Origin of the sequence: Paenibacillus sp. FSL M7-1414 (assembly GCF_038003195.1) — a bacterium.
GTDB classification, from domain to species: domain Bacteria; phylum Bacillota; class Bacilli; order Paenibacillales; family Paenibacillaceae; genus Paenibacillus; species Paenibacillus amylolyticus.
Genome location: NZ_JBBOOS010000001.1, coordinates 3190947 through 3210765, shown reverse-complemented (window position 1 = coordinate 3210765; position 19819 = coordinate 3190947). Strand labels below are relative to the sequence as shown.

Here is a 19819-nt window from a genome sequence, read left to right as displayed (position 1 = left end):
AATAAATACAATGTAAACTATACAACACGTTGTAAATTTAGTCACGTGTGGATTGAAAGGATGAAAAGGATTGAGTCAGGCTAGAGTACCAGAAGAATTATCCGTAAAGAAAGGCCCCATCCTGTTTATCATGATTTTGGGAGCCTTCCTTGCAACGTTGAATCAAACGATCATGAGTGTTGCTACACCGGAACTGATGGGTGATTTTAACATCTCCGCCGCAACAGCACAATGGTTAACGACAGGTTACATGCTGGTGAACGGGGTGCTTATCCCGATCACGGCCTACTTCATGCAACGCTTTTCAACCAAGCAATTATTCCAAGCTTCCATGTTTATTTTCCTGATTGGTACCATCGTATCTGCTCTTGCAGATAACTTTGGCACATTGCTGACAGGACGTATGATTCAAGCAGCGGGTGCCGGCATTATCATGCCGCTCTTGATGCACGTTATTTTGACCTTGTTTGCTCCTGAAAAACGAGGATCTGCAATGGGAATGGTTGGTTTTGCCATCATTTTTGCCCCTGCAATCGGGCCTACCCTTGCCGGTTATATTCTCGAGAACTACTCTTGGCAAACGATGTTCTACGGCATGATTCCATTAACTCTTATTGTCATTGCTTTTGCGTTTGTATACCTGAAGAATGTATCCGAACGGGTCAACACAAAGTTCGACACAATCAGTGTGGTGCTGTCCACGATCGGATTTGGCGCATTGCTCTATGGTTTCAGCAGAGCAGGAAGTCTGGGATGGTCAAGTGCAGAAGTTCTTATCTGCATTGCGGCTGGGATTGTTTCTCTTGCCCTGTTTACATGGAGACAGCTCGTTTCTGAAACTCCGCTGCTTGATCTGCGGGCATTCAAATACAACATGTTCTCCTTGACCACGGTCATTAGTATCGCGATTACAATGATCATGTATGCTGACATGATGTTGCTTCCCTTGTATCTCCAGAACGCACGTGGTTACACTGCACTGGAGTCCGGATTATTACTCCTTCCGGGTGCGCTTGTCATGGGCTTCCTGATGCCAGTAGCTGGAAAATTGTTTGACCGATTTGGAGCGAAATGGCTCGCTGTTATCGGGATGGTGATCACCATCGTGACGACAATTGGTTTCATCGACTTAACGGATTCAACCAGTTATGGTTACCTGGTATTAATGTCTACCGGCCGCCGAATTGGTATGGCTCTGCTCATGATGCCGATTCAGACTGCGGGACTTAACCAACTGCCACCAAGACTTGGTGCACACGGTACAGCTATCTCCAACACCGTCAGACAAGTGGCTGGTGCTGTAGGTACTTCATTACTCGTAAGTGTCATGACCTCCCGTACAACGGCACATGTACAGGATATGATGGCGACTGGTGCAGCCAATGGTCTCAGTCAAAAACAGCTTGCTACAGAATCCATGATCCAGGGTATCAATGATGCTTATGTTGTTATCATCGGTATCGCTGTTGTGGGATTGGTCCTTTCCTTCTTTATCAAACGCACCAAACAAGCCAAAGAGGAAGAAATCAAACAGGTGGTAAGACAAAAAGTTTCTATGAATTCAAATTAAGGTGTCCAGCCTCATACTTGCTTGCATAACAAAGCGGCAGATCAAGACGTTTACGTCTGATCTGCCGCTTTTTAGGTTGTGTCCCGTATGATTCCTTCTCACTCCGCAACGATCTTCACTGGCAGATGGGTCAATGACTGTCCCGGAGCTGAAGTGGCCAGATTATTCTCCAGATCAAAGGACTCCATCGGTTCAATCCGAGCAATCTTCTCCACAAATGCTGTCAAGGCAATGCTTAGTTCCATTCTTGCCAGCGGGGCCCCTAGACAAAAGTGTGGGCCATTACCAAAGGTAAGATGTCTTTTGTTATTCCGACGATGAATATTCAGCTCAAAGGGGTCTTCAAACATCTGCTCATCCATATTGGCTGCACTCATCCAGGAGATGACAACATCTCCTTTTTTCAAATCCACTCCGAGCAGTTGATTATCCTGCTTTACTGTCCGATGCCGCTTGGCATTATGGAACCTATAACGAAGCATTTCTTCCACTGCGAGCGGAACCCATTCGGGGTTCTGCCTGAGTTGGCCATACAAGCTCGGGTCATCGTAGAGGAAGGAATAGAACGTATTTGAAACCATATGACTCGTTGTCTCTATACCGGCTCCAAGCAGAAGCATGGTCGTGCGAACAACCTCATCCTCCGTGAACTTCTCCCCCTCAACATCCACGTTCAACAGATCGGTAATGATATCCTCACCAGGATGAGTCCGTTTATGAACCACAATAGGATACAGGAATTGATAATACTCTTGAGCGGCAGTTTGCTTTTTCAGTTCACTCTCCTCAGCCGTCTTGGGATTGGTGGGTTGAAACAGAATATCTACCCAGTTCTTGAAGCGATGGCTGTCTGTGAGAGGGATGCCGAGCAGATCCGCCATCACCATGGAAGGCAACGGAGCAGCTAATGCTTGGACGATATCAATGGTCGTATTTGGCTCAATATCGGCTACCAGCTGTTCTGCAATGTTGCGAATTCGTGGTTCCCAGTTTTTCAGACTACGCGGAGTAAAAGCAGCAGATAACAACGAACGGCTCTTTTGATGACGGGGAGGATCGATACTTGATATGTTTAATTTGTCTGGAGGTGTGCCTTCATTGTTCTTTGCTCCAACGGCAATCGTTGTCCGGGTTCCTTCGGCTGAAAAATACTCATGATTACTGAGGACCTGCTTCACATCATCGTATCTGAACACATTCCAGGTGTCTGTATCTTCGTGATAGTACACTGGATGCTCGGACAGCATTTTTCGAAACCAGTGAAGTGGGAAAAACTCTTCAGACCTGGACTGAAACCTCGTGATGTCCTCAACACGTATCACTTCTTTATACATTTGGAATCCACCTCTCAGCATAGTTTCGTGATTGGTTACATGGGTATCTGAATTGACAGTTCAGCACCTGATTCCATTTTATACCATTCGTTCATTTGTTGATATAAACCATTTGAACTAAATCAGAAAAACCCCTTAATATAAGGGGTTTTCGTTTTATACGTATCGTATATTATTTCTGTCGATGTCTCAGTGAGATAAGCCATACGAGCCGATCAATCGCCTAGTTTCGCCAATGCTTCCTGTAGTTGCTCCAGTTGTTCAGACAGGGTTTCAACCAAGTTCTTCGTTTGGCTTACCTTCTCCATTAAGACTTGCTCTTCAGAATTGTCTTCGGATGCATTCCTGATTGGTGATGACTTCAATTCCGACAATTCGTTTTTGTATGTTTCTTGTTTCTCCAAAGCCATTCGCAGTTTTTCTTTTGTCGTACCGATCTGATGCTCCAAATATATGATGTCGGACGAGTTCGCTCCATCGGATACACGTTGTGAATATGTCATGACTCACCTCTTTCAATTTCATCCATTGCTTTGCCAACAGTGTAGGGCTCAATATCGATATCCAGCTCCATGCCGAGAGCTAGTTTCGCCAGTTGACTCCCGATAAAAGGACCCATAGTCAATCCAGAGGCTCCAAGTCCATTCGCGGTAATCAGACCTTGCCAGCCTGGGACAGCCCCCATTACTGGTAGAAAGCCAGGTGTGAACGGACGGAACCCAACTCTTACTTCCTGGAATGTGCTATTGGCTAGCCCCGGCGCCAGTTCCAGACCTTTGTTCAAAACTTCCTGCATGCCCCCTGCAGTGACTCTTGTATCATAACCCTCCACATCATTTTCATGAGTGGCACCAATCACAATCTTCTGTTGATCAAAGGCCAGCAGATATTGATCAGAAGGTGGCATGATCACAGGCCAGCGGCCTGTATCCTCCCCATCCGTGACATGTAGATGCATAATTTGTGCCTTTTGATAATGCACTTTAAAGTGTATGCCGAGTGGCTTCAGCAGTTCGTTGGCCCAAGCACCTGCACAGACAATAACTTCATCTGCCAGGAAACTCTGATCATTAACACTCACACCAATGACCCGATCCGCTTCGAATTGAAGCGTGGCGTCTCCATGGATCACTTCCGCTCCATTTCGCTGTGCAGACCGGATCAATGCATCGCGCAGCGCTCTTCCATCTATACGTGCAGCACCACTGATATGTACCGATTGATAACGTTCATCCAGTAGAGGAAAACGATCACGGGTTTCTTTGGCATCAAAAGGTGTAATGTCGCCAATCTCCGGCGCATCTGTTTTGCGAAGATGGGCCCGCTCTTCCATCTTGTTGATTTTGTCCACATCCGTATGAATACTAAGCGCGCCCACTTGAGCATAACCGGTTTCCGTTTCTCCTTCGCCTTCAAGCTCCGCTATGATGCCAGGATAGAACCGCGCACCTGCCTTGGCGAGCTGATACCAGTCCTGATTGCGACGCTGTGACAGCCATGGACAGATGATACCGGCAGCTGCATCCGTTGCCTGTCCTATATCTTTTCGATCTACGATGATGACCTCTGCGCCATGTTTGGCTAATTGATAGGCTGTTGATGCCCCCAGAATACCCGATCCGACTACGATGACTTTCTTCATGTTTGCATCCCTTTCCTTAATCACTCATTCGTTATAGCGTATACCGTTTCGCATTCTGTTGGCAAGGCAGGCGTACTTTTAGATCCATAAATAGAGGCTGATCAGACTACAGTTCATACTCATTCATCCAATAAAGAATTGTTGAAGCATTTGTATGAAAACGTTTTATATATTGCCCGTCATTCAATTAAAATTATTCCATTTATGTAATATAATTCTTTCTAGGTTTCTTTTAACGCTGTAACCACGCCACTTACGCACATGATCCTTTAACGAAAAGAGGAATAACACGACGATGCCGAAACCTAGTATGGGGAATCCACTGGATACCGATATGCCGCTCATGATTACAGGGAAAAACCAGTTGACCGTTGATGAATTGATGAATTGGAGCGACCATTCACGGGATTACAGCATTGTACAGTGCATCGGAGGAACAGGGCGAATCGCAGCAAAGAATCATGAATTTTCGATCAAAAAAGGGACCGCTCTCATTTTGTTCCCGGAGGTAACCTACCGTTACCACAATCTGAGTGATTCATTACGATTTGATTGTCTGTCTTTCAATGGCTATTTATTGCCACGGTTCTTGCATACCTTGCAGATCGGGGAGCTGCGCGCCTTCAAGCCGGATGGAATGCTTCATATCCTGTTGCGTGAAATTACGTTGGCGCTGCAGTCCCGGCACAAGGATCAGATCTGGCACGTATCCGCATTACTGTACATGCTTTTGGTCAGATTAACCATTGAAGGTGAACGCTATAGTGCTTACGAACGTTCTGATGCCCGATTAAGATTGGATGAACTCATTACTTTTATCAAACAAAATTATCATCAGGATATTTCTCTCCCCATGTTGGCTGAGCAGATGGACGTTACCGAGCAGCACCTCAATCGGATATTCAAAAAAGAATTTCAAATGACTCCACTAGAGTATCTGATGCGATATCGGTTGTTGAAAGCCAAGGAAATGCTCATCGAAAATAACGCTACGACCGCTCATGAAATAGCCAAAGCTGTTGGTTTCAACAGTGCCAGTTACTTTGGGTCAGTGTTCAAAAAATACGAAGGGATCTCCCCTATCGAGCTACGCAAGCAGTATCTGGATTAAAGCGCCTCCATATCGATCTCGGCCAGCGAGGATAACCGCAGTTCATGCATGGCGAATTCCAGACCACGCGTTACCTCGTTAGGTACGATGATACACCGAATACCTGCTGCATTGGCTGCCTTCAAGCCATTAGGTGAGTCTTCGAACACAATCGCTTCGGAAGCCTCGATCCCAAGACTCTGGAGAGCAAGAAGGTACAATTCAGGGTCCGGTTTCACTCGCTTCACATCCTCGGATGTATGAACGACTGTGAAATAATCTAAAATGTCTAATTTCTGCAAGTAACCATGCACCCAGTCCCGTGTGGAGCTGGAAGCAACCGCAAGCTGAATCCCCTTTTCCCTTGCAGACTGAAGCAATTCATACACCCCTGGAAGAATGGCGGCCTGTCCCAAATAGACTTCGTATTTTTGTTCAGAGAGCAGTTTGATATGATCATGATCTATCTTTTTTTGGAGCGCTTGCTCCAGATACAGAAATGGATGAAATTCCTCAAAGGATGTCCCCACATTTTTCGACCAAAGCTCCAGACCAAGTTCCACTCCGTGCTCTTCATAAATATCGCGAAACGCATAATACCAAGGTGTCTCTGTATCGACAATGAGTCCATCAAAATCAAATATAAATGCTTTTACCATGAACCTGTTCTCCCTCCAGTGATCGGCCAGGGGAGCGGATTAGAAACGTGCGGTCAAGTCCGGATGAGTAACGTTCACGGATAAAAAATGACACGTACAGCCCGTTCCAGTCGGCGACTGAACAACTAATCCAGCTCGAAGTTCCCCTTGTATCGGCATGCCGAAATAACGAATTAGTTTCCACTCATCCCCATCGGGTGAATAAAAGAATGATATGCAGCCCTCTACTTTGCGTATACGCAAATAGGGATTAGGTATGGAGACTTCCACCGAATTACAATCATCCGATGAACCATCACGTGTCACCACCGACACGATGGTAGGCACTTTTCCATCATATTCAAAACAAATTTTGCACCAGTTACGATCATCCGCCATCACCATCAGGCATCCGGAATCATATTGATTTTTCATATCAACGGTTAATTGGGTTGTGATTTCGAAATCGCCAGGCACAGGCATGGACAAGAAAGGAGCAGTTGCACGAATGTGCTTCCCCGCTGGATCCTGGAAAAAGTCGGTGTCCGCCTTCGCTTCCACCAGCACACCTCCCTGATCGGTATAGGACCAGGTTTCAGGCTCGTTCATCCAACTCCATTGCTTCCGTGCTTCTGTTGTCATTACGTTAGTCATTTTTAGCAGCCTCCCAAGTTAAAATATGTTCTAGAGGTAGTTCTATTTTTTTCTGTACTACATATTCGCTCCAGATACAGTAAACCCCTTTTTCTACATATTTTTGTAAGGTTCCAGCACTTGGGAGTGCTTTTGCGGATCTGGCAGGAAGAACATGATGACCATGAGTACAACATATAGACCAAGAATGACGCTGAATAACAGTGTTGGATTGTGATGGTAGAGCAGGCCCGTCAGGTAACCGGATGGAATGGCTGTAAGCGTCATGACGGTCTGCACGGCCGAGAACATATCGGCTTTCTCATGCGTACCCAATCGGTTCATCAGCAGGGAATCCCGGTACGTCTGCAAAATGAAGTTACCCGCAGCGAGCACGATTAGCGTGAGAAACAACATCCCTATATTCCCCACAGGGATCAACAGAAACAGAATGGCTCCGGCCGTGCTAAGCACGATGGAAAAACCAACATACTTTTCTTCCGAACGCCGTTTCAGTCGCGGAATGATGACCAGATAGAGCAGCATGACGGTTACCGCAGTCACTACTGGGATAAACGAAATGACACGGTCATCAAACTTCAACTGTTCCTTGAAGAAAATGACCTGGAAGAAATTCAGCTGCAAGATCAGATTGGACAACACCGTGATCAGAATAATCGGAAAAAGTCTCCGTTTGTAGAACGATTTGCCAAACAGGCGCAGACTGGAACCCAAGCTCTGAAGCACGCGGGTTTTACTATGCAATCCCATAAGTTCCTTGCCGACCTCGGTCTCATCCGTGTATCGGTTACGAATGAAAAACATAGCGGTCATGAGGATGCCCCCGACAAAGTAAATGCTGGCGAGTGTAGGCACAATACCATAATCAGCAATGACCACCCCGGCAATAGGCGTGAGTACCCCAGCCCCTGTAATGATCATGTTGAGAATGGCAAATACCTTGGATCGTTTGTGTTCCTCCACATCCTCTATGATCAGACAGTTAAAGGCGACCGTTACAAACTTGGATGTTGCATTCAGTAAATAAGCGATCAGAAACAGCCAGAAGTTCTGGGAGAAGGCCCAGATGAACATGGGAACACTCCAGGCAAGCAGATCAAAGATCAGTGTTGTTCGTTTTCGTCCCAGCTTATTCGTAATGGAACCTGCAAACAATTGAAAGATAAAGGCAAAATAAAGATTCACCGAATTGATTAAACCGATTTCTATGTCCGAAAGTCCGGCTTCCTTCATATATAAAGGAGCGTAGAATAGAACGATCGTGCCCGGAATGGCCCATACCGGTTCGAGTAAAATGGAGTAGCGTGGATTCTTCGGCAAATCTTGAAGCAATTTCAATCGATATCCCTTCCTTCTGCGGTTTTCACCGCTGCGAATTCCAACTTCTCGCAGCGGCAAACCCGCTAATGTCTACATGCTTATAGTACCTCTTATAGGATAAGAGCTGTTTTGACCGAATTCATCGGCAACTTCTCTCCAGTATGCATGTCATAACCAATCGTTCCATTAAAGGCCTGTTCATAATCACTCAGCAGTTCCTTGGCTGTCACCATCTGTTCCAGTTCCGGGATGCTTTGGGCAAATTTCAGTGCCGTACTGATCATCGAGTGATTAGCAACTGCACCGATGATACTAATGCCATCATTAATCACGGCTGTTGATTTGAACGTCACCTCATAGCTGTCGTCATATCCCATAGGAATAATTTTGCCGCCTTTGGCAATCAGCTCAAACCCTACATGAAGCTGGTTACCAACCGCGTCCACTACAATATCAAACTTTTTGTTATTATTGATCTCGTATACTTTATCCAGTGTCAGATCCTGAGGATAGAACACATGATCCGCGATCCCTGAAGCGAACTCTTTGCGGTATGGATCAACTTCCGTGCCTACGGTAAGCCTTGCCAATCGTTTGCTAACAAGCTGACACAGGGAACCGATTGCTCCAGAACCAAGGACGAGTACAGAGTCACTTGGCTTAGTTCCTGCTTTCATGAACGTCTGAAGTACACATCCCAGTGGTTCGATCAACATGGCCGTTTCCCAACTCATGGAATCCGGGATGGCATAGATATACTTTTCGTCCCCAACAAAATATTCAGCAAAGGTTCCGTGTGTCGTCATCCCTACTTGATAATCATCAAAATTCTCGCAGTAGATGAACAGACCCTCACGGCAGTATGAACAGGTACCGCAAGATTGCGTGGGATCAACCAATACCCGATCACCGATCTTGAAACCACGAACGTCGTCGCCCACCTCAACCACTGTGCCTACGCCTTCATGACCAATGATCGTTCCTTTATTCGCAGGCACTTTGCCTTTGACAATATTCAGATCTGTACCGCAGATGCCGGAACCATAGATTTTAATTTTCACCTGGTTTGGCTTTTGAATGGTTGGCTCCTCAATCTCCTGGTAAGTCACCTGTTTGAGATCCTGATATACGAGTGCTTTCATTGAATAATTCCTCCTAGTGGATTGTTGATTATGATCTATGGATTAAGCTTCAAACGTTTTCGAAAGTTGCATCGCATGAAGATGTTCCTGCTTCTGAATCTCTTTCCAGTCTGACAGGATCTGCAACAGCGCTTCCTCGACCCATAGCAATTCTTCCCGTGTATGGGCATCAGAGAAAATAAAGTATCCTTTGGTGAAAATGCCGAAGTGAGCCATTCTCTTCACCATGAACTCGCGGAAAGGATCGGTTTGGAAGTTATCTTCAGCCAAGGATTGAATGCAGAAGCTTGCATAAGTCCCTCTCACTTCCAATTGATCCGTCAATCCGAGTAACACAAGTTCAGATTCCAGACGATCCATGATCCGGGTTGCCGGATCACGCCAAGTCGGCCATACTTTCGCATTTTTCATTAATCGTTCACAGGCAATAGCTGCCGCGAGCGCTGTCGTTTCACTGGAATGGGCATTACTGAATCTGACCTGTCCTGACAAAGACATCAAGTGCTCAGGCCCCATAACCGCTGCGAGCGGTAAACCGTTGGCCATACCTTTAGAGATACAGAGCAGATCAGGCCAGATGTCATATTCTCCTGCTGTAGCCTGCTTGCCCATTCGAATACCGGAAGTTACCTCATCGAATATGATAATGATGTCCAGAGACCGACATAGGTTTACGGCTTCCTCCAGCGCATCCTTTTTCCACTCGTTGGGGCATAGAACAATACATGCGATATCCTCGGGAGACGCGGTAATCTGAGCCTCAATTCGCTCCGTAGTAGGCTTGTTGACCCAGATCGTTGAACGCTCGATATCCACGGGTATGCCACGTTCTTTTGTCTGGCCACCATAATAACCGTAGGCAGACCAGTCGTGCCACCCATGATAAGCTGTCGCAATAACCTTGCTTTTGCCACTAGCGGCACGGGCCAGACGCACGGCCCCACTCACTGCATCGGCACCACTCTTGGTGAAGCGCAGCGATGGATAACGCCCCTCGAACCGCTCCAGAATCAACTCGGCACATTCAAGCTCGATGTCGGCAGGTAAAGAAAAGCTTGTCCCTTTTTTCAACTGGTGAATGACGGTTAATTGGACTTCATGTCTGGCATGGCCCCATGGCGCCGTACCCATGGCCATTTCGCAATCCAGCCATTCATTCCCGTCGATATCTGTAAATCGGGAGTTATAAGCCTCTGCACAACATACGGGTGTATGGCCCGGAAATAAACGTTCAGGTGCTTTGGCTAAAGTGCTGCATCCGCTCGGAATTACCTTCTCGACTTGTTCCAACCACTCCAGATTACGGGTAAACCGTACGGCACGATCGAGCGTGCTCTCTTTTTCTTTCACCTTAAGTACCTCCCTGTTTATTTTCGTTGTGAGTGTATTACCGAACTTTGGTTCCAGGCCAGCATCCATCGTATATGCGATCCATCGTGATCACATTGCCATACAGATCAATGATCAGATCCTTGGCTCGATGAGCATGTCTCATCTCAATCCAGTAGCGGTTCTCCAGCAAACGGGCGAAATTGTCCACCAAAAACAGTAACCGGTTCTCACTATGAATCAGTTCCTTGCCCAGTACCTGTGGCAGCCAGATGGCCCCATTGGAATTAAAGCGGTTTGAATAGTCCCGTACTTCGGCTACATTTGCAAATTCGGCTTCCTCCAGCTTGGTCCAGAATGTATCGGCATCACTTCGAACCTCGGCAAGGTCAATCCCGACAATCGGCAGATGCTGGTATTCCTCTTGGCTTTCCAGCTGTGCTTTCAGATGACTGAAAACGAATGGCCATACATCAGCCTCGATTTGACCGCCCCACTTTTTCCAGAAGCGTGCCAGATTGTTCTTGCGGTTGAAGTTGCGGTGAATCCCGCTGCTGCGTTCCCAGTGATACGCTTGAATATTCGGGTTAATGACCGTATCGTATCCGGCAGCTCGTGCCCGCATCTGATAATCAAAGTCCTCGTATCCGTTAAAGAACTTCTCATCGAGGTTGCCGATGGTCTCATACACCTCCCGCTTCATGCCAAACATGGCAAAGACCACCAGTTGAACAGAGAAGGTTTCTTTTGGGATATCATCAGGAGATGCGTTCAGGAACAGGTGTCGGCCGATGGTGTCCGCAAAAGCAATGCCGCAATGCTGCACGCCTCCTGTTTGTGGATACAACAGAACCCCTCCAATCATGCCAATCGTAATATCGCTATCCAGTGTCTCTTTCATCATCGGTTGCCAGTTCGGTTGAAGAATGGTGTCAGAATCCAGGAAGAAAATGTACTCTCCCTTGGCAAGACTCAGTGCGCTATTAATCGACACGGCGCAACCGAGTGGAAAATCATGCTGAAGAATCTCGATGGTCACACCTTCTCTTACTTCTTGCTTCAGTTTATCCAGATGTTGAAAGACTGCTGAGCCGGAACCATCGTTGATGAAAATAATCTGAGTGGATGGGCTAACCGTCCGGAGTAGCGAATCTGTGAACAGGTTCAAAATGTTATAGTCCTGGTTGACTGGCACAATAATGGTGTAAAGCATGGAATCCCTCCTGATTTGGGTTGATGGAATGAGTACATAAGCTGATTTTGAACTGCACAATTGAAGGTATTTCTGCCCGGCCCCCTCGTTTGAATATTTTGTCTTTATTTGGTAATGATTTGAATCTACTAGAAATTTATATCATTTTTTGTAAACTGAAAATCTTAAATTCTGAACTCTGTTAATATTTGAATATGTGAGAAAATCAAGTTTTTGCAGCTTGCGCACTGAGAAACGCTGTTGTGAACGCAAAAAAACACCCTCAAAGAGTCTGTGTATCTAACGATACATTCGACTTTTTTTGGGGTGTTCGCTTGATGGAAATCTATTGATTCTCGCTGAATTAACCTTTAGCTATCGCTGCTTAAATCCATGATAAAACGTATCTACCACAAGCGCAGGGGCTGCTTTTCTCGCGATATGACCACTTACAACCTGCTGCCACGTCAGGAACATGATGGAATACAACACATCGACAATCCAGGTTTTATCGAGATCGGAGCGGAAATAACCTTTCTGTTGTAACAGACCGACCGCGTGTAATACAGGTTCTCTCAGTTTCAGATCTGCTCCCTCAATCTCGGGATTATAGTTAATGGTGGTGTCATGAGCCAGAAAATAAATTTTGTCGCCTAATGGAATCAGCGCCTCGATCAGCTCAGGTATGTACTTTTCACAGTGCTCCTCATCCAGTTGGATTTCTTTCATGGTCTCACTGACCACCTCGATTGCGCGTAATCCGAGATATACCATGAGCTGTTCACGGCTTTCCACATATCGATGTAACGTAGCGATCCCGATTTTTGCAGATTCTGCAATCTCATTCATAGAAGCATTCGGTTTTTCAATCAGCAATTTGGTGGCCTCGTCCAAAATGGAATGAAGCCTGGTTTGTTTGATTGTTGTCATTTCCTTTTTCATTGGTATTACACCTCTTGGCGAATTAGTCTACAATTGATCTAGTCATCCATCAAATGATTGGATGAGATTATAAAATTATAGCATACTTCCTCACGAGTAATACTAAAAGCCGCCATTTGGCGGCTCTTAGCATGGTTATCTTTCACGTTACTTACAGTTCGATGATTCTCGTTGCAATATTTGTACAAAATTCACGATCATGCTCTACAAAAAGCAGGGTTGGCGAGTATTCCAAGAGTAAGTCTTCGATCTGCATACGTGAAATGACATCTACAAAGTTGAGTGGTTCATCCCAAATATGCAGATGAGCTTTCTCACTAAGACTTTTGGCAATGAGCACTTTCTTTTTTTGACCTGCGCTAAACGTTGAGATATTTTTCTCCAATTGCAGTCTGGAAAAATCCAACTTTCGAAGTATCGATTTAAACAGGCTTTCATCAATCCCCTGTGTGGCCGCATACTCAGATAAATGTCCTCCGAGATCGGACGTGTCCTGCGACACATACGAGATTTTAAGCTGATGATCCTTTCTGAAAAGACCTGTATAAGGGATATCTTCACCACAGATCAGTTTAAGAATGCTTGATTTGCCAGATCCATTTTTACCGTACAGGTTAATACGATCCCCTTGTTCAACCGTGATACTGACATCCTTACACACCGTATTGGAGCCATATGATATCGACACATGTTCCAATTCAACAAGTTCCTGCTTGTGAAAATCCAGCTGATGAATCTGTAAACGTTCTGCACTCTCGATATTTTTGAGAAGTTTGGATTTCTCTTGAATCGCAGATTGCTGCCTTTGTTCGATATTTTTGGAACGTTTCATCATTTTGGCAGCCTTGTGCCCAATATATCCTTTATTAATTTCTCATTACTCGCAAGTTCAAACTGATCTTGCCTTCTTTTATTTTCCCACCAAGCGGAGAAATTGCCTTTCTGAATCTCGATGTTACTTTTATTGATGGAAAGGATATGGTCCACGCTGTGATCTAGAAAGGATCGATCGTGAGATACCAAAATAAATCCACTCTTGCTACCAAGATAATTACTGACAATTTGTCTTGCATGAAGATCAAGATGATTGGTAGGTTCATCAATGAGCAAAAACCGATTATCCTTCAGGAACAAAGCAGCCAGCATCACCTTTGTTTGTTCTCCGTTGGATAACGTATCAAAAGGCCGATACAACACATCTTCTGACACTTTTAACAGGTTAAGCTCGCGCACAACTTGCCAGTGTAGATATTCAGGATGAATCTCGCCGATGACATCAACGGTCATGGCTCCCTTATTTTCTACCTGGAAAGGAAAGTATTCAAAGCTAACATTCGCAGAGATATGTCCGCTGTATTCATATTTGCCAAGCAAAAGATTGAGGAATGTCGTTTTGCCTCTGCCGTTCCTTCCGGTAAAACCCAATTTCCAATCGGAGTCCAACTGAAAACTAACATTTTCAAATATATTATCGTAACTGCCTTCATAAGCAAAGGTCAGGTTGGTAACGTTGATTAAAGACATGCATATCATCCTTTTTATGTGAAATATAAAAGTAAACTGACGGGATTTCACCATAGAACATGGCATGGATTCCCTCACTTTAATATTTGAACATAATCAGAATTTAGATTCGCTTATACAATAAAGAAACCTGGCGATAAACCACTCAGCGCCAAGTAGATCTATGCATAGGAGGACAAAGTGCCGGATTCTGATTAGTCATATTGTGAACCATGCCACTGTTCATGTTTGTTGACAGGTCCACATAAACATCCACAACCTCTAATTCAGTCATGACTCTATCCCCCCTTTGAAAGTTCAAAATTTAATACAGAAAACTTAACATGGAATACGATATGGGTCAAGACAGTGTAGCCTCGATCTCATCTTCCATCCCCGTACCGTTAAACCATTGTGTTTTCTGGCTTACACACCTCTATGTAAATTTTGATGATGTACTCATCGGGATTACTTTCTGCAAAATAAGTGAGCAGGTCCAGTGCATACACATGTCCACAGACTTGCAGTCCCTCTTTTTCTATCTCCTCTTTCATGAGGGAATACGTCTCCGGCATGCTTTCGTATGAACCTCGATGATTCATGACGGCATACATCCCTTTTGGCTTAATCCATATCGTTTCCCCTGGAATGGGAGCTTTTATTTTGTTGCCAAAGTAATCCGGATAGTATTCTCCTGCCTCATAGTGCTCCTGAGTTAAGATCGTCCATACCGGAAACTCATAGTCGATCATCTGTTCATCACAATGGGTCCTGTATTCAATGAATTTACGGAAGAATTCCTTATCCCCATCCCCTTGCTCCAGTTGAACAGTAATAAAATACTCCAGCTCACATTGTTCGATATGCAGCCCTTCAGGAGAAGCATCCGTGGCTTGTTTCGTCATTTCTATTGCACCACTTAGCAGCTTTTGCATACGTTTGATTCGTTGCTGCTCCAACTCAAGTGCCTTTAATTTCTGTTCAAACAGCTCAATTAACAATGGTGTATTCTGATTTTGAATAAACGACTTAATCTCTTGGAGTGAGCTTCCTGCCTTCTTCAGCACATGTATGACATCCAGCACATACGTTTGTTGCATACCATAATAGCGGTAGCCCTTGGCATTGGTATATTCAGGCTTTAACAGCCCAATCTCGTCATAATGAAACAAGGTATGTTTGGTCACTCCGCAGATCTTGGCAAATTCACTGGTGGTAAAGTGTTGTGCGTGATGTCCAGCCATCTATGGGCCCTCCATGTACATATGTAGTCTAAGTTTTATCAATATACATGCATTATAGTGTGTAAAGAAAAGTTTGACTATAGGGTTACCCGATAGTTTAGTCTAAAATTGTAAGTTATTCATATCGTCGGAGGGAAACATGTCTAAATTCAAACGTTGGATGATTCTTGTTATTGTCTCAAGTGCACTATTACTCATTGTGATGGATATGACCATCCTGTACACAGCCCTACCCAGCTTGACCCATGATCTCGGTGCATCTGCTTCGGAGAAATTATGGATTCTGAACGGTTACTCCCTTGTCATGGCGGGTCTTCTTCCTGCAATGGGAACACTCGGGGACCGTCTTGGTCATAAAAAAATATTCACCCTGGGCTTGGTCGTCTTTTCTGCTGCTTCTCTTGCTGCTGCCTTTTCTCCAGTACCGGCTATGCTGGTCATGAGCAGAATTCTTCTCGCCGTAGGTGCCTCCATGATGATGCCAGCAACATTGTCGATTATCAGAGTTACGTTTACGAATGAGCGAGAACTCGCACTGGCAATCGGCATCTGGGGTTCCATTGCATCAGGTGGTGCTGGATTGGGACCGATTGTTGGTGGACTGCTTCTTCAACATTTCTGGTGGGGCTCTGTGTTTCTGATTAACCTGCCCATAGCCATTATCGCGTTTGTATTCGCCTTGAGAATGATCCCTAAACATCAAGGGGATACCTCGAAAAAGTGGGACTTCACCAGTTCCATTCAGATCATGATTGCCATGGTCGGAATTATCTATTCCATTAAGGAATTCACAAGACGCGAAGGATCTCTCACACTCGCTATTATTGCTGCTATTGTCGGTGTTCTGTCCCTGATCATCTTTATTCGCCGTCAGAATAACAGTACCAACCCACTGCTGGATCTGTCCTTATTCAAAATCCCAAGATTCAGCACCGGCTTTATTACCGCACTGGTTGGCTTGTTTGCACAAATGGGTGTGCAATATATGGTCACTCAGCGGCTTCAGCTGGTGGAAGGCATGTCACCGCTTCAGGCTGGACTATTCACCGTATCCATACCTGTTGCAGCACTCATTGCCGGACCTGTTACGGGGGCCATTATGCACCGTGTGGATGTTGTATATATCAAAAGCTTCACTCTCTTCATCGCTGCCCTTGGCATGGGGACGTATCTGATTTATTTCAATGCTGGGTTCACCGGGCAGATTATCGGCTTGGCACTGCTTGGTGCAGGTCTTGGATCAGGGATGACCGCTGCATCACATTCCATTATGAGTTATGCCCCACCACACAAAGCGGGCATGGCCGCTTCCATTGAGGAAGTGGGTTATGAGCTGGGCGGAGCATCCGGTATTGCAATCATCGGCAGCATGTCGACCCTTTTCTACACACTCGCTATGAAGATTCCTGTGGGAATTAGTGTGCCAGCCAATGCGAAAGACAGTTTGGATGAAGCGCTTATCGCTGCCGAAAGCTTGCCTGCTGCGTCTGCTGAATCGCTCAAAAATGCCGCCTTTGCTGCATTTGACCAATCCTTCTTTGTTGTCATTGCAGGTGTGACCGTATTTCTGTTCATTGCTGCTCTGATTATGAGTTGGGTTGCTGTGCGATTGAAACGAACCCACAAGCACAGCGTTAAAACGTAATGAAATTCACTTCATGAAACAAAGCGAGGTATATACGAAATATGTCAAAAGAAGAGGATTAACTCAATTAAATTAACGTCAAAAGCCATTACCTGAGTTGTTTCAGGTAATGGTTTTTGATATGCCTGATAACCGAAGCTTACCACCATGCGGCACCTCACGGAAGGTAGGCATCCTCTACCTCAACTTTTCGTTCATTCCCCATCGCAATGTATCTTACGTTAATGACATTTCCTTTCTGAAAATGGGGAATATGTGTGATTGGAATATAAGTCTCTACAATTGTTGGGAAGGTGCGGCCGTCAACTTGGGTTACAGTCAGATCCAATCGCACGCCAGGCCTTCCATCCCTACTGGATGATGTCTGCACAATATCATGAATTATTGCTTCTGTTGGAATTCCGTCCATCAGAATGCTCTTGCGAAGGTGATGTTTCTCTTTATTGTTACGTAGCAGTTTAAATGCCATAATCGTAGTGATTGTGCCTGTTATAAGCCCAAAGACAATAATAGCAACAATAATAATTAATGTGACGGTCATGATAACCTCCTTTTAGTTGAAACTTATGTTAACTACTTCTTGTTTAGATCTCTTATTCCTGCCAATTTGCTTGAATGGGAAAGCTTTAACGTCAAAAAAGCCGCCTTAAGGGCGGCTTCCTGCTGTGTATGTTCAACTCAATCTACTTTCGCACCATATGAGCGTACAAACAGAACAGCTTGTTCGCGATCCAAACGTACGCCTTTGATATCCAGTGATTTCAGATCGATGCCTTCCAGGTTAGCCCCTCTAAGATCGGCTCCTTGCAACTTGGCTCTGCTTAATACAACTCGGGTAAGATCACTGTCTCTCAAATCTGCTTTGGTGAAATCCGTGTCCGTAAAGTCAGCCTCAAAGAAACGAATTCCTCGCAGATCCTGTTTCCCCAAACGTGTATGTCTCAGATTTGTGTAGGACCAATCGCCGTGACTCAGGGTAATGCCATCCATTTGCGCACCAGAGAAGTCTGAGCCTGTCATCTTGCAGGAGCTGAATTTGGAAGCAAAGAGATTTGCACCACCGAAGGTGCAGTTTTCAAAAGCCGATTCCGTATGAATCGAACCATTCATGGAAGCCCCTTTGAAGTCACACTCGATAAAACGACAGTTACTCGTTTCAATTTCTTCCATAGAAGCGTTCATAAATGTACACTGTTTGAAAACACAGCTTATGAGTTCTCCATAGCGCAGGTCACGTCCCTCAAAATGTACTGCTTCATATTCCTGATCCTTATATTGATACACTGGTTACACCCCACATTGTATATTTCTCCGTCTTTCTTCATTAAAAGAACTTTTTATACTATACCACACCCCTGTCAAGTACCTGCTTAAACACCCGCAAAAGTCAAGTTACTTTTTTTATGAGAAAAATCTGAAGAACTAAAAAAGGGACGCATAAAGTGCCCCTCCAGCTCACACTTTTAACTGTTCCAATGTGGGCTTATATATGTGAACCTTCCAGTTGCTTATTCTAATCTTCTTAGAAAGCACTACACCAGTATTTTGGACATTCGGTACAAGGATAGCGAAGGTTTATTGATTTCCCCTACTCTCTGGTATCCCAAACGCTCGTAGAGTTTAATTGCTAGTAGATTTTCCTTTTTAACCGTAAGTGAAGATTTGGACAGACATTGTGTTATAGCTTGCTCCTCAGCAAAATGAATGAGCTGTGTCCCTACACCAAGACCTCTGCTTTCAGGCAAGGTAGCCAATGTTCCGATATGGTACTCGTCGTTCTCCGCTTCTTTTAATGTCACCATGGAGTAGAACTCTTTCCAGTGTTGGAGATTATACTTAATCAGGCTCCATTTACGAAGTTCAAACAGTTTGGAGAACGTTGGTAAAGCAAGTTTGTTCATTATAGTGGTCGGATAACACATGATCATGCCCAGCGTTTGGTTACCCATTTTAGCTTCATAAGCATATTGGTGACTGAATCGATTCTGATTCGAACGCCATAACTTGTTAAATGTTTTTTCTATAATGCCTTTGTCCTTGGTACCTGCAAGCGAATAGGCCATATATTCAAGTGCCATCTGATTTAGTTGCCCGCCGACTAATGATTGTGGACTGGCTTTTGTTATGGAAATCTTATTCATCGCTGTCACTCCTCTAGGTAGCTGAAATTGGACTAAAACCTCGTAGCAGGTTGGTTGAATGATAACCCCTCAACGATCACATTCACCGTATCAATGGTTAATCCGGTCAGCTGTTCCACATGCAATCTCACATTGTTTTGCAAATCCCTGCAGACTTCATGCACTTTTGTTCCATAACAAACGACAACCTTTACGTTTATCTCCAGTCTTGATTCTACCTTGCGGATATCTATGCCATTTTGTAGACTTTTCCCGCTCCACTTTTTGGTGATGCCCTCTATAAGTCCTGTCGACATGGAGGAAATCTCACTGGTGGTATTTGCGATCTTGCCGACAATTTTGGAGATCACATCATCCGATATTTGAATTTTTCCCAAAACATTTTGAATGGACATCCTAGGTCCCCCTCTTTATACCTGCATTTTTGATAGAT

The 19819-nt window shown here is 44.8% G+C and carries 18 protein-coding genes and 1 pseudogene; 3 read left to right on the top strand and 16 right to left on the bottom strand.

Features of this window, described 5'->3' with window-relative positions; genetic code table 11:
- Positions 1–130: 130 nt before the first annotated feature.
- On the top strand, positions 131–1570 hold the full coding sequence (locus MHH92_RS13970; protein ID WP_076249946.1) for a DHA2 family efflux MFS transporter permease subunit: 1440 nt from the start codon (positions 131–133) through the stop codon (positions 1568–1570).
- Between the two features lie 98 nt (positions 1571–1668).
- On the opposite strand, the gene MHH92_RS13965 is transcribed toward MHH92_RS13970, so the two are convergent.
- The 3 genes from MHH92_RS13965 to MHH92_RS13955 all read right to left on the bottom strand — a co-directional run bounded on the left by MHH92_RS13965 (position 1669) and on the right by MHH92_RS13955 (position 4546).
- Positions 1669–2904: a cytochrome P450 gene (locus tag MHH92_RS13965; protein ID WP_340904438.1), complete on the bottom strand. Its 1236-nt coding sequence runs from the start codon at positions 2902–2904 to the stop codon at positions 1669–1671.
- A 215-nt stretch (positions 2905–3119) separates the two neighbouring features.
- Entirely contained in the window at positions 3120–3407 is a 288-nt protein-coding gene (locus MHH92_RS13960; protein WP_340904435.1) for a hypothetical protein, read from the bottom strand.
- A complete protein-coding gene (locus MHH92_RS13955) occupies positions 3404–4546 on the bottom strand; it encodes an NAD(P)/FAD-dependent oxidoreductase (protein WP_340904433.1) in 1143 nt (380 codons plus the stop codon). Before MHH92_RS13955 ends, MHH92_RS13960 begins: the two co-directional genes overlap by 4 nt.
- 295 nt (positions 4547–4841) lie before the next feature.
- Here MHH92_RS13955 and MHH92_RS13950 point away from each other — a divergent pair, with 295 nt between their 5' ends.
- Positions 4842–5657 (top strand): AraC family transcriptional regulator, encoded by an 816-nt coding sequence (locus MHH92_RS13950; protein WP_340904429.1) that lies wholly within the window; start codon positions 4842–4844, stop codon positions 5655–5657.
- Here the strand turns inward: MHH92_RS13950 and MHH92_RS13945 are convergent.
- The 9 genes and pseudogenes from MHH92_RS13945 to MHH92_RS13905 all read right to left on the bottom strand — a co-directional run bounded on the left by MHH92_RS13945 (position 5654) and on the right by MHH92_RS13905 (position 15600).
- Positions 5654–6295: an HAD family hydrolase gene (locus tag MHH92_RS13945; protein ID WP_339286763.1), complete on the bottom strand. Its 642-nt coding sequence runs from the start codon at positions 6293–6295 to the stop codon at positions 5654–5656. The genes MHH92_RS13950 and MHH92_RS13945 overlap by 4 nt on opposite strands.
- A 39-nt stretch (positions 6296–6334) precedes the next feature.
- Entirely contained in the window at positions 6335–6928 is a 594-nt protein-coding gene (locus MHH92_RS13940; protein ID WP_339199459.1) for a DUF1349 domain-containing protein, read from the bottom strand.
- A 93-nt stretch (positions 6929–7021) separates the two neighbouring features.
- A complete protein-coding gene (locus tag MHH92_RS13935) occupies positions 7022–8266 on the bottom strand; it encodes an MFS transporter (RefSeq protein WP_051449724.1) in 1245 nt (414 codons plus the stop codon).
- A gap of 92 nt (positions 8267–8358) precedes the next feature.
- Complete coding sequence (locus MHH92_RS13930) at positions 8359–9390, bottom strand: zinc-dependent alcohol dehydrogenase (protein ID WP_340904425.1); 1032 nt, start codon at positions 9388–9390, stop codon at positions 8359–8361.
- A gap of 42 nt (positions 9391–9432) precedes the next feature.
- Complete coding sequence (locus MHH92_RS13925) at positions 9433–10740, bottom strand: aminotransferase class III-fold pyridoxal phosphate-dependent enzyme (RefSeq protein WP_338708741.1); 1308 nt, start codon at positions 10738–10740, stop codon at positions 9433–9435.
- Between the two features lie 37 nt (positions 10741–10777).
- Positions 10778–11932, bottom strand: coding sequence for a glycosyltransferase family 2 protein (locus MHH92_RS13920; RefSeq protein ID WP_017688647.1), 1155 nt, complete (start codon positions 11930–11932; stop codon positions 10778–10780).
- 354 nt (positions 11933–12286) lie between these two features.
- Complete coding sequence (locus MHH92_RS13915; RefSeq protein ID WP_036608234.1) at positions 12287–12853, bottom strand: TetR/AcrR family transcriptional regulator; 567 nt, start codon at positions 12851–12853, stop codon at positions 12287–12289.
- A gap of 151 nt (positions 12854–13004) precedes the next feature.
- Positions 13005–14377, bottom strand: a pseudogene (locus MHH92_RS13910) (ATP-binding cassette domain-containing protein).
- Between the two features lie 383 nt (positions 14378–14760).
- Positions 14761–15600, bottom strand: coding sequence for a MerR family transcriptional regulator (locus MHH92_RS13905; protein WP_100528039.1), 840 nt, complete (start codon positions 15598–15600; stop codon positions 14761–14763).
- 139 nt (positions 15601–15739) lie between these two features.
- On the opposite strand from MHH92_RS13905, the gene MHH92_RS13900 reads away from it, so the two are divergent.
- Complete coding sequence (locus tag MHH92_RS13900) at positions 15740–17245, top strand: MFS transporter (protein WP_340904415.1); 1506 nt, start codon at positions 15740–15742, stop codon at positions 17243–17245.
- Between the two features lie 157 nt (positions 17246–17402).
- Here the strand turns inward: MHH92_RS13900 and MHH92_RS13895 are convergent, their stop codons facing one another.
- The 4 genes from MHH92_RS13895 to MHH92_RS13880 form a co-directional block, all read right to left on the bottom strand.
- The gene (locus MHH92_RS13895) at positions 17403–17786 is read right to left on the bottom strand and encodes a hypothetical protein (protein ID WP_036608246.1); all 384 of its coding nucleotides are present in this window, start codon (positions 17784–17786) and stop codon (positions 17403–17405) included.
- A gap of 137 nt (positions 17787–17923) precedes the next feature.
- The gene (locus tag MHH92_RS13890; protein WP_047842838.1) at positions 17924–18529 is read right to left on the bottom strand and encodes a pentapeptide repeat-containing protein; all 606 of its coding nucleotides are present in this window, start codon (positions 18527–18529) and stop codon (positions 17924–17926) included.
- Positions 18530–18777: 248 nt separating this feature from the next.
- Positions 18778–19386, bottom strand: a complete 609-nt coding sequence (locus tag MHH92_RS13885; protein WP_340904409.1) for a GNAT family N-acetyltransferase — start codon at positions 19384–19386, stop codon at positions 18778–18780.
- Between the two features lie 32 nt (positions 19387–19418).
- Positions 19419–19781, bottom strand: a complete 363-nt coding sequence (locus tag MHH92_RS13880; RefSeq protein WP_340904407.1) for an Asp23/Gls24 family envelope stress response protein — start codon at positions 19779–19781, stop codon at positions 19419–19421.
- Positions 19782–19819 lie beyond the last annotated feature (38 nt).